At 72.6% G+C, this 10,816-nt stretch carries 8 protein-coding genes and 1 pseudogene; 6 read left to right on the forward strand and 3 right to left on the reverse strand.

Annotation, left to right across the window (positions count from 1 at the left end; translation table 11 throughout):
- Positions 1-26 precede the first annotated feature (26 nt).
- Positions 27-1,538 carry a glycosyltransferase 87 family protein gene (locus AB0K03_RS18555; RefSeq protein WP_364686185.1) on the forward strand — a complete coding sequence of 504 codons (1,512 nt, stop codon included), beginning with the start codon at positions 27-29 and terminating at the stop codon, positions 1,536-1,538.
- Between the two features lie 238 nt (positions 1,539-1,776).
- Here AB0K03_RS18555 and AB0K03_RS18560 read toward each other — a convergent pair whose 3' ends face one another.
- Positions 1,777-4,053: a hypothetical protein gene (locus tag AB0K03_RS18560; protein WP_364686188.1), complete on the reverse strand. Its 2,277-nt coding sequence runs from the start codon at positions 4,051-4,053 to the stop codon at positions 1,777-1,779.
- A 356-nt stretch (positions 4,054-4,409) separates the two neighbouring features.
- On the reverse strand, positions 4,410-5,201 hold the full coding sequence (locus tag AB0K03_RS18565; protein WP_364686191.1) for a deoxyribonuclease IV: 792 nt from the start codon (positions 5,199-5,201) through the stop codon (positions 4,410-4,412).
- Between the two features lie 124 nt (positions 5,202-5,325).
- Here AB0K03_RS18565 and AB0K03_RS18570 point away from each other — a divergent pair, with 124 nt between their 5' ends.
- From AB0K03_RS18570 to rplI, 5 genes are all read left to right on the forward strand, one after another.
- Positions 5,326-6,303, forward strand: a complete 978-nt coding sequence (locus tag AB0K03_RS18570; protein ID WP_364686194.1) for a hypothetical protein — start codon at positions 5,326-5,328, stop codon at positions 6,301-6,303.
- 291 nt (positions 6,304-6,594) lie between these two features.
- Entirely contained in the window at positions 6,595-6,885 is a 291-nt protein-coding gene (rpsF, locus tag AB0K03_RS18575) for a 30S ribosomal protein S6 (RefSeq protein WP_067509699.1), read from the forward strand.
- 66 nt (positions 6,886-6,951) lie between these two features.
- Positions 6,952-7,500, forward strand: coding sequence for a single-stranded DNA-binding protein (locus AB0K03_RS18580; RefSeq protein ID WP_364686198.1), 549 nt, complete (start codon positions 6,952-6,954; stop codon positions 7,498-7,500).
- A gap of 39 nt (positions 7,501-7,539) precedes the next feature.
- The gene (gene rpsR / locus AB0K03_RS18585) at positions 7,540-7,779 is read left to right on the forward strand and encodes a 30S ribosomal protein S18 (RefSeq protein ID WP_007073789.1); all 240 of its coding nucleotides are present in this window, start codon (positions 7,540-7,542) and stop codon (positions 7,777-7,779) included.
- Positions 7,780-7,793: 14 nt separating this feature from the next.
- Positions 7,794-8,243: a 50S ribosomal protein L9 gene (gene rplI, locus AB0K03_RS18590; protein WP_364686201.1), complete on the forward strand. Its 450-nt coding sequence runs from the start codon at positions 7,794-7,796 to the stop codon at positions 8,241-8,243.
- 626 nt (positions 8,244-8,869) lie between these two features.
- Here the strand turns inward: rplI and AB0K03_RS18595 are convergent.
- Positions 8,870-10,816: pseudogene (locus tag AB0K03_RS18595) on the reverse strand (hypothetical protein); the annotation flags it as partial.

Genomic DNA, 10,816 nt, shown 5'->3' on the forward strand with positions numbered 1-10,816 from the left:
CCCGGAATGCGGCATGATGCGGAGTCATGAGCGCGACTTCGCCGTCGGACACCGACCGGACCGACCTGCCCGCCGAGTCCGACGGCTTCGTCCGCGGACTCTCGCAGGCCATCGGCGGCCCGATCGGTGAACACGCCGTCCGGCCCGGCGCCCGGCGCGGAGGCTTCTGGACCGCGCAGCGGATCATCCTGGCGCTGGTCTGCCTGACGCTCGCGTTCAGCTGGGTGCAGAAGTCGCCCTGCCAGGACGGCGACTGGCAGAAGAACGTCCAGTACACGCGGTTCTGCTACACCGACGTGCTGGCGCTCTACTACGCCGAAGGGCTCAACGAGGGCAAGGTGCCGTACCGCGACCACCCGGTCGAGTACCCGGTCGTCACCGGCTACTTCATGGGTGCGCTCGGCCTGCCCGTGCACGCCCTCGGCCAGAAGTATCCGGAGATCAACCAGGGCAAGTGGTTCTACAACGCCAACGCGCTCGTCCTGTCCATCCTGGCGGTCGCGTCGGCGGCGGTCATCCTGGCCCTGCGCCGCCGCCGGCCGTGGGACGCCGCGATCTTCGCCCTCTCCCCGATCCTGCTGGTCACCGCGACGGTCAACTGGGACTTCCTCGCGATCGGCCTGGCTATGTTCGGCATGCTCGCCTGGGCGCGGCGCCGGCCCTGGCTGGCGGGAATCCTCCTCGGCCTCGGCGGCGCCGCGAAACTGTGGCCGCTGTTCATCTTCGGGCCCCTCTTCGTGCTCGCCCTGCGATCGCGGCGCCTTCAGGCCTTCTGGGCCGCCGTGGCCACCGCGGTCGGTGCCTGGCTGGCGGCCAACGTCCCGATCGCGATCCTGTACCCGGACAGCTTCGCCCGCTTCTTCGACCTCAACCGCACCCGGCCCATCGACTGGGGCACGCTCTGGTACGTCGGCCGCTACCTCGACACCAAGTGGAACACCGGCGGCGCCGGCGACCAGGGTCCGTTCCAGTGGCTCAGCGACCACGTGCCGACGCTCAACGCCCTGTCGTACGCGCTGACGATCCTCGCCTGGATCGCCGTCGCCGTGCTCTGCGTGCTGGCACCCCGGCGCCCCCGCGTCGCGCAGGTGGCATTCCTCTTCGTGGCGATCTTTCTGATCTTCAGCAAGGTCTGGTCCCAGCAATACGTTCTCTGGCTCCTCCCGCTGATCGTCCTCGCCCGTCCCCGCTGGGGCGCGATCATCGCCTGGTCGGTGGCGGAGATCGGCTACTTCACCGCCTTCTACGCCGAACTTCTGGGAGCGGGCGGCAAGCCGGTCATCCCCGAGGGCACCTTCGTCCTGGCCTCCAGCCTGCGTCTGATCACGGTGGCCGTGCTGGTCGGGCTGGTGATCCGCGAGATCTGGCGGCCCGAACTGGACCCGGTCCGGAGCACGTACGAGGACGACCCGGACGGGGGCGTGCTCGACGGGGCCGGTGACGCCGGGTGGGTGACGTCCTTGCGGCGAGTGTTCCACGTGGAACCACGGGCCGCGCAGCCGGTCGAGGCGTCGCCGCCGCCCACGCCTGTGATGTAGCCGCCCACGCGTGTGGGGTAACCGCCCACGCCTCTGGGGTTACGGCTCTCCGTTGACCTCGGGCTGCGGCGGCCGGGGCTTGTTGACGGGCGTCGCTGCGTCCGGGCCGGCTCGCAGAACGAGTCGCAGCGCGGCGCGTTCTGCGACACGGTGACCGCGATGGTGCCCCAGGCGCACTCGCGTTCGGCTCGTCGACCGCTGCGTTGCGGTTCGTCGACCGGCTCGCAGCCGGCCCGGGTCAGCTGAGGCGGAACAGCACCGAGTTGTCGTCGAGGTCCTCGCGGGTGATGCCCAGGCTGTCGACCGGGAGATCGCCCGCGCGTTCCCACGGCGTACCCGCGGCCTGTGAGCGCAGCAGCAGCACCGTCCCGACGCCTTGCCCCCGCAGGTACTGGACGCTCGTCGCGTCGGGGAACGTCGTGACCGACCGGCGCAGTTCCGACTGCCTTCGCGGGGCGAAGCCGCCGCTGCCGTTCGCCAGCTGCTGGAAGCGCGTCGTCGACCACAGCATCACGGTCTGGTCGGTCAGCGACGCGGTGGGCAGCACCAGCATCGGACCGGCGACCGTACGCATCGCCGCGGGCTGCTCCGGGACGACCGGGTGAGCCGTCGCGTTCCAGGACTCGCCGACGACGAGCAGCAGCGGCACGAACGTCGCCAGCCGCAGCCAGGGTCCCGGCCCCGGCCACGGCGGGATCCGCGACGCGGCCAGGTGCTCGGCACGGCGTACGAACTCGGCGACCGCGCCGGCCGCCAGGATCGCGAGGAACAGGGTCACCCACACCATCAACCGGCCGGGAATGCGTACGCCGAAAGAGGCCGGCAGGTGCCCGAAGAGCGGAAGGTAGGTCCAGCGGCCCTCGAAGAAGGTCGTGCCCAGCGTGAACACCGCGCTGACCAGGACGGCGGCCAGCAGGAGCAGGCGTTGCCACATGCGCCAGACGGAGAAGACAAGCCCGACCAGCGCGAGGGCGTACAGCACGAATCCCGGCAGCAGGCTCATCTCGGCCGGCCACGCCAGCGACTGCCGGGCCACGGCGTGCGGCGCGCCCCAGATGCGCGACTCCGCAGGGCCGATCAGCAGGCTGCGTACGGGCGGCGAGAAGAACCCGATCTCCGTGCCGGCCGGCCCGGTGTCCGGCACCCGCAGGTACGCGACCGCGATGAGCGCGCCGACCCCCGCGACGATGAGCGCGCCGAGCAGGTCGGTGACGAGCAGGCGCCACCCCAGCACCGGTACGGGCGACCGCCGCCGCAGCCGCCGCACCAGCACGGCGCACCCCACGACCAGGATCAGCCCGGCGAGCACGTACGCGAACGGCAGCCCGAGCGGAAACCCGAGGCTGACCTGCCAGGTGGCCGCGACCCAGCCGGCCGCCGCCCACCCGGCGTGACGCCGTCCGGGGCGGAACCCGTACCGCAGTGACCACCCGTGCCCTCGCGCCAGCATCGCGAGGGCCAACGGGATCGCCCCGGCGGACACGATGTCGAGGTGCCCCTCCTGCGCGAGCCGCCACGGCGCGTACGCGAACGCGACAGCCCCGACCACCGCCCCGGTACGCCCGGCGCCCAGCTGCCGCACCAGCGCGTACCCGCCGATCGCCAGCAACGCATGCGCGAGCACGAACAGAATGTTGTACCGGAGCGTGGCGGCCAGCGGACCCTCGCCCAGCATTCCCGCGGGCGCGTACCCGAGCAGGCTGCTGCCGAAGGCGAAGCTGTACCGCTCGGGGAAGAACGCGTTCGCCTGCCACAACCGCGCCGGGTCGGTGATCAGGACATGCCCGGCCCACGACACCTGCCACGCCTGCCGGGACGGATCCCAGATGTCCTGCGGGACGGTATGCAGCGGATAGCGCAGCGTCGGCCACGTCAGCAGTACGGCCAGCAGCAGCGAACCGTAGACGACCAGGGCGTACTCGTGAATCAGCGCCCGGCCTGCGGCGCGCAGGGCCCGACGGAAGCGGCCGGGCTGGCGGTCCGGGGTCTCCGCGAAGGCCGTCCAGGGGTCGGGCGGGGCTCCGGGCGGGCGGGTCGTGGGCAGGGCGGGCTTGCGGCGGCGGAATCGGCCGGTGGTCGAGGCCGGCTCCGCCGGTGTGCCGGCTTCATCGGCGGGCGTGGCGGGCTGGCCGGGCGTTGCGCCGGTTCCGGCGGTAGGCGGGGTGGGCTGGCCGGGCGTTGCGCCGGGCTTGTCAGCGGACGAAGCCGGCAGGCCGGGCTTCTCTGCCGGTTGGACCGGCGCGCCCGGTTTGGCGGTGGACGAAGCCGGCGGCCCGGGCTTTTCGGCGGGCTGGATCGGCGCGCCCGGCTTCTCGGTGCGCGGGGCGGCAGCGCTCGTCTTGCCGGCGGGCGGGGCCGCCTCGCTCGGCGCGATGCCGGAGCCAGGGCCCTGCGTGCCGGACACGGGAGCGGGCTCCGGCTCGTCCTTCGGAAGGGCTTGTGGCGGCACGGCGGGGCGCAGCGCGTGCTTGCCCTCGGCACGCTCGGCCGCCTTGGCGGCCCGGCCGCGCCGCATCCCCGCCCATCGGCGGATCCTGGGCCTACTCCCCTCGCCGCGCTCGGACCCTCCGGCGCCGGTCTCGGCTTCCCCAGGGCCGGGTTCGCGGTCGCCGGCCGGCTGCGGCTTCCCCGCGGTGCCGGTCTCCGGCAAGGCGGCCTTGTGGACGTCAGCGGCACCAGGACTTCCAGCCGTCGCCTCGACGCCGGTGGCGTCAGGCTTCGCAGCGTTCGCCGGTGCCGCGTCGCGCCCGGCGCCCGCGGACTCGGGGACGCCCGGCCGGCCGGCCGCGCCCGCTTCGCCCGTCCCGGACCCATCCCGGGCGCCGACCTGCGGCTGCTCGGTCGTCATTCCGCTCCCTCGTGCCGCCGGTTTCAGCTGCCCGTCTGCTCGCGCTTCAAAGCCTCGCGCAACAGCGCGATGTCGGCGGCCTGGCCCTCGGCGCCGCCGGGGGTCTCGACGATCGCCGGGGCGCCCGCCGCACGGATGGCCGCCACCACCAACTCGGGGTCGATCTTGCCATTGCCGAGGTTGTCGTGCCGGTCGCGGCCCGAGTCGAAGGTGTCCTTGGAGTCGTTGGCGTGGATCAGGTCGATGCGGCCGGTGATCGCCTTGACCCGGTCGACGATGTCGAGCAGCTCCTCGCCGCCGGCGTGGGCGTGGCACGTGTCGAGGCAGAAGCCCGCCCCGAACTCGCCGACCGCGTCCCACAGGCGGGCCAGGTTGTCGAAGCGGCGGGCCATGGCGTTGTCGCCGCCGGCCGTGTTCTCGATGAGGATCGGCAGCGGAAGGCCGCCCTCCTTCTCCGCATACGCGAAGGTCTTGCGCCAATTGTCGAAACCGACCGCGACGTCGTCGCCGGCGTTGACGTGTCCACCGTGGACGATCAGCCCGCGGGCGCCGATCGCGGCGGCGGCGCGAGCGTGTGTCAGCAGCAGTTTGCGGCTCGGGATGCGGATGCGGTTGTTCAGCGTCGCCACGTTGATCACATATGGCGCATGGACGTAAACGTCCACGTCGGACGCTTGCAGCGCCTCGGCGTCGGGCCGGGCCGCCGGGGCTTTCCAGCCCTGCGGGTCGGCCAGGAAGAACTGGACGGCGTCGGCGCCGCGGGCGGCGGCTGCGTCGAGGGGATCGGCGGGATCGACATGGGCTCCGATGCGCATGGACCGAGCCTACGACGCGGGTACGACGCTCACCTTCCGTCGCGGGTACACCACCGAACGCGTCACCGGGGTCGACAAGACGTCGTTAATCGAAGGATCGCACGACGAATTGGGAGATGGTGGCATGTCGCGGCAAGTCCGACACCGGGTGACGGCGATCGTGATGGGCGGGTTTCTGCTGGGCGCGGCGGTCGTCTCCACGGGTACGGCGAACGCCGAGCAGGTCGAGGGAGGTGGCCGCCAGGTCGTGTTCGCGGGCGGCGGGATGCTCGGGCTGTCCTGCCGGTCCACCCCCTCGGTCGGGGCGATGACCGTGCCGGCGGAGAGCACCGTACGGGTGGTCAACCGCACCGGTCGCGGCGCGAACCTGATGCTGAACGGCGACTCCAAGGGGTCCATCCCGGACGACGGTTCGACCGAGGTCGTGTTCCGGCGCGGGACGACGGCCGTCACGCTCAACCCGAACTGCGCTCTCACCGATCAGGCGACTCCGGTGCTCGTCACGGCGACCCCTTCGCCGTCGGCCACGCCCAACCCGACCCCGGTGCCTCCTGGGGGCGACACCGACGGGGAGTCGTCCGCACCGAGCGGGCCGACTTCGCCGCCCGCCTCCGACGGTGGGGCGTCCGCGCCGGGATCCGGGTCCGTCACCACGCCTCCGCAGCGTCCGTCGCGGCCCGGCCCGGTCACCCGGCCGACGCTCAAGCCGCGCGACACGGTGATCGTGAATCGCGGCCGGGGGACTCAGTCCATGCCGCAGGGCGGCACGACGTCGCGTCTCAAGAACCGGACCACCACGGGTACGGCGCGAGCCGGCGTCCCGACGTTCTCCGGGATGCCCCCGGGTGAGGACAAGACGGTGCTCCCCGGCGTACCCACGGTGGATCTGTCGTCGGCTGCGACGCAGACGGCGCCCGCCCGGACGGCCGGACCGGCGACGCAGATGGCCGCGGCGGAGCCGGTCGCGGCGATGGAGCCGATGGCCGACTCCAGGCCGCTCGGCCTGCTCGCCGTGATCGCGAGCATCTGCGTGGCCGGGGTTGCGGCTGGAGCAATTCGGGCAATCGTGTCGCAACGTGCATCACGGACAAACATGGCGTAGACTGTCGGCCAGAAGCTCCGCGGGGCGGCCGTTCCAACCTCATCGGTGTGGTCGTTCCTCCCCAGGTCCCACCCAGCGAATGCGGACCGGACGCCCCGCGGCTCCACGAGGAGAGCCCCGTCGCCCAGACGGGGCTCTCTTTTTGGATGCCCAGCTCGGCGCGGGTATGCTGGCTCGGTTCGCAGTGACTCGCCGTGGGAGACAGTGCCCACGGTTTCTTTCTGCGACCGACACAAGACCTCCTGCCACGGAGAGACCGTGGCCGTTAAGCCCACAGGAGGTGAGAACGTCTTGCGTCATTACGAACTCATGGTGATCCTCGACCCTTCGCTCGAGGAGCGCACCGTCGCCCCGTCGCTCGACCAGTACCTGAACGTGATCAGGACCGCGGGCGGCTCGGTCGAGAAGCTCGACGTCTGGGGCCGTCGCCGGCTCTCGTTCGAGATCAACAAGAAGTCCGAGGGCATCTACGCCGTCGTGGACCTGCAGGCGACGCCCGAGGCCGTGGCGGAGCTGGACCGTCAGCTGCGGCTCAACGAGTCCATCCTGCGTACCAAGGTCATCCGGCCGGAGACCCGCTGACCCTCGTTTTTGTCGTAGGGCTCTGAGAGCCTGTGCGCGAACGAGAGAAGCGGCGAGGAGAAGATCATGGCAGGAGAAACCACCATCACGGTCGTCGGCAACCTGACCGACGACCCTGAGCTGCGCTTCACCCCTTCGGGTGCGGCGGTCGCCAAGTTCCGCATCGCCTCGACGCCGCGGACCTTGGATCGGCAATCGGGCGAGTGGAAAGACGGCGAGCCACTCTTCCTCGCGTGCAACATCTGGCGCGACGCCGCCGAGCACGTCGCCGAGTCGCTGCAGCGTGGCGCTCGGGTGATCGTGCAAGGCCGGCTGCGTCAGCGGTCCTACGAGACCCGCGAGGGCGAGAAGCGCACCGTCTACGAGCTCGAGGTCGACGAGATCGGCCCGTCCCTGCGCTACGCCACGGCGAAGGTGCAGAAGATGAACCGGTCCGGTGGCGGCGGAGGCGGCTTCGGTGGCGGCGGCGGTGGTGGCAGCCGGCAGGCCGGCGGTGGCGGCGGCGGGGGCGGCAACTCGTCCTCCTTCGACGACCCGTGGGCGACGGCGGCACCTGCCGGGAACAACCGCTCCGGCGGCGGCAGCTCCTCTTTCGACGACGAGCCTCCCTTCTAAGCCCCGCAACGGGCTTTCTTGAGTTCAGGAGTTAGAGCAATGGCCAAGGCTGCGGCACTGCGCAAGCCGAAGAAGAAGGTGAACCCGCTCGACAAGGACGGGATCACCTACATCGACTACAAGGACACCGCGCTCCTGCGGAAGTTCATCTCCGACCGCGGCAAGATCCGTGCCCGCCGCGTCACCGGTGTGACCTCCCAGCAGCAGCGGCAGATCGCCCGCGCGGTCAAGAACGCCCGCGAGATGGCGCTCCTGCCGTACACCGCGACGGCGCGCTGAGGGGAGGCACCAAGATGAAGATCATCCTCACCCAGGAGGTGTCGGGCCTCGGCACCCCCGGCGACATCGTCGAGGTCAAGAACGGCTACGGCCGCAACTACCTGCTGCCGCAGGGCTTCGCGATCCCGTGGAGCAAGGGCGCCGAGAAGCAGGTCACGGTCATCAAGCGGGCCCGCGACGCCCGCGAGATCCGCGACCTGGGCCAGGCCAACGAGGTCAAGGGCCAGCTCGAGGGCCTCAAGGTCACGCTGTCGGCCCGCTCCGGCAACGGCGGCCGCCTGTTCGGCTCGATCACCCCGGCGGAGATCGTCGACGCGGTCAAGGCCGCCGGCGGCCCGTCCCTCGACCGGCGCCGCCTCGAGCTGCCCGGCCACATCAAGACCACGGGCTCGTACAAGGTCCAGGTCAAGCTCCACCCCGAGGTGACCGCCGCGTTCCCCGTGAACGTCGTCGCCGCCAAGTAACACCAGCGCCACGAAAGCGCGCCACCCTCCGGGGCGGCGCGCTTTCCGCTTTTCCCGGTCCCGCCCGGTGCAGATCCGGCCGCTGTCACACGTACGGCGCCACCGGCGAAGCCTCCCGCAGCGTGGCCGGATGCGCCCACGGCCAAGAACCACGGCTCTGTGGGGCCGCCGAGAGTCACGTGGCCTGTGGCTGCTCGGGCCTTCCACGACCGCCCGACCCAGTCACGGGAAACGGTCTCTACGTCTACAGCGCGGTCCGCTGGCAGCGGCAGCAGCACCCGCGCCGCGCTGTTCACCATCGCGGCCGGCAGCCAGCAGCCAGCAGCCGGCAGCCGGCAGCCGGCGGCCGGCAGCCGATCCGGCACCGGCCCGAACCGTCTCTCCGGACCATTTCGCCGCAGCGACGGCCCCTCTGCCGGATGGGTGCCGGTCCCCCGCCGAAACGACGATCCCACCGCCGGTGAGACAACGCCGGCCAGGCGCTCTGGTTTGCGCGGGCCGGGCCGCTCTGGTCTTGCGCGGGCCGGGCCGCTCTGGCCTTGCGTCGACCGGCCTGCGGGCCCCGTGGGAGTCTGCCGGCGGCGCTCACCTGCACCACCCCCCCACCGAAGGCGGCGTTTTGCTCGTCAGCTGAGCGATTGGCCGGTGATCGCGGACGTCAGCACCGTGGCCAGCCCGCCGCCCATCACCGCCGCCGCCAGCCCCACGCTCGCCGCCTTCCATGATCCGCTCGCCCATCGCAGCCCCACCGCGACCAGCATGCTGAGCACCAGGGACAGCCCGAACTGCGGCGCCGCGTCCGCGAGGGTGCTGAGCGCGTGCGCCTGCTGCGTGCCGTTGAGGACCAGCATGTAGAGGACGAAGAGCACGACCGGTACGCCGTACCAGACGACCGTGTAGCCGACCGCCGCGAGAGGGCCGCCGGTGTCCTCTTCCAGCTCCTCCTCCGGCTCGAGGAGGTCGTTCTGCCGCGCCGCCGCCGACGAGAGGGTGCTCACCGGGCGGCGTTCGTACGTGCCGGCCGCGGAGGTCATGACGGCGCCGCGGGGAGGCCATTCCGTGTCCGGAGGGTCCTGCCAGCTGGCGCCCGTACGGATGATCTCGGTGGCGCTCGCGGAGGCCGAGTTGGCGGCCGGGACCTTGACCGACGCGGAGGCGCCGTTCTTCGACGGCGGCCGGAACGGGACGAAGTCGCTGGTGCCGAAGCGCCGCGACTCCCCGTCGGCGAGGTCGCTGGACTCCGCGAGTTCCCGCCGCCAGTCGGCCGTGCCGGCCTCGCGATAGGTCGCCGCGCCGCGGTCGCGCTGTTGCCAGGGCGCGGGTTCGCCGGCCGGCCGGATCTCCGTGACCGCCTCGCCAGACGCGGGACCTGCGGCGATGCCGTCCTCCGCGCGCATCTGGCTGCGCCAGGCGTCGGTGCGTGCGGCCGCCTCGCCGAGGGGTGGCCCCGCGGTGATGCCGTCCTCGGCGCGCATCTGGCTGCGCCAGGAATCCGTGTTCGTGGCCGGTTCGACAGGGGCGGAAGCTGCGGCGATGCCGTCTTCGGCGCGCATCTGGCTGCGCCACGAGTCCGTGCGGGCCGCGGCCTGGGCCTCGGCACGCCACGCGCCCGGCTGCGAGGACACCGGACGGGCCGCGGACTGGCCGTACCCCGGCTGCGACGAGACTGGCCGGGTCGGGGTTTGGGCGCGCCCGGGCTGGGAGGAGACGGGTGGCTCGTCCCGGTCCTGCTGCCGGTTCGTGGGCGCCGCTGAGACGGGACGGTCGTCGGGTACGGCGGAGATCGGCCGATCCGCGGGCGCATCCCACGAGCCGGGCGCCGCGGAGACGGGACGGTCCATGGGGACGGCTGAGGTCGGACGCTCGGCCGGACCCGCGTCACGCTGCCGGGTGGCGGGGCCCGGCTCCAGCTCGCGGCGGCCGCCGAGGACGGGTTTGGTGATCGCCTCGCCGTCGCGGCGGTAGATCTCCGGATCGAGCGGCGCTTCCGGGGCGGCGCTGAGCTGCAGCGGCGCTTCCGGGGCGCGCCGGCGGCCGACGCCCTGGCGACCCCCACCCCGGCCGTCGCCGCCCGGCTGGTCCCCACGCTCGCGGCCGCCACCCCACGGGCTTCCGCCGGGCTCATCGTCGTCCTCTGCCGCGCGACGACGGCGCCGGGGCTCGCCGCTTTCCAGCGCGAGCGGACCGCCCGGGGCGTCGTCCCGCGAGCGGGACCGGGACCGGCTGCGGCGAGGTGCTCCGTCGTCGTCCCGGTCGTCCTCGTCGTCTTCGTCGTCGTCGACCTCGGCGCGATGCCACTGGCCGGTGTCGCTGTCGCGGAGCCAGACGTCCGACTCCGGGTCGCGGTGCCAGGCGCCCGACTCGAGCTCGCGGGTCCAGCTCGTGTCCGGTTCGCGCCTGCGGGCGTACGCCGCCGGGCCCTCGCGCCGCGGCATGCCGGCGCCGCGCTGGGCGTCCAGGCCACGGCGGGGCTCGCGCTGGCTTTCCGGGCCGCGCGGACGGGCGGCGCGGCGTCCACGAGCGCCCTCCGCGTCGCGCTGCCAGGAGCCGGTGTCGGTGCGGCTGCGCGGTTC

The sequence above is a fragment of the Actinoplanes sp. NPDC049316 genome (assembly GCF_040677315.1).
Classification (GTDB): domain Bacteria; phylum Actinomycetota; class Actinomycetes; order Mycobacteriales; family Micromonosporaceae; genus Actinoplanes.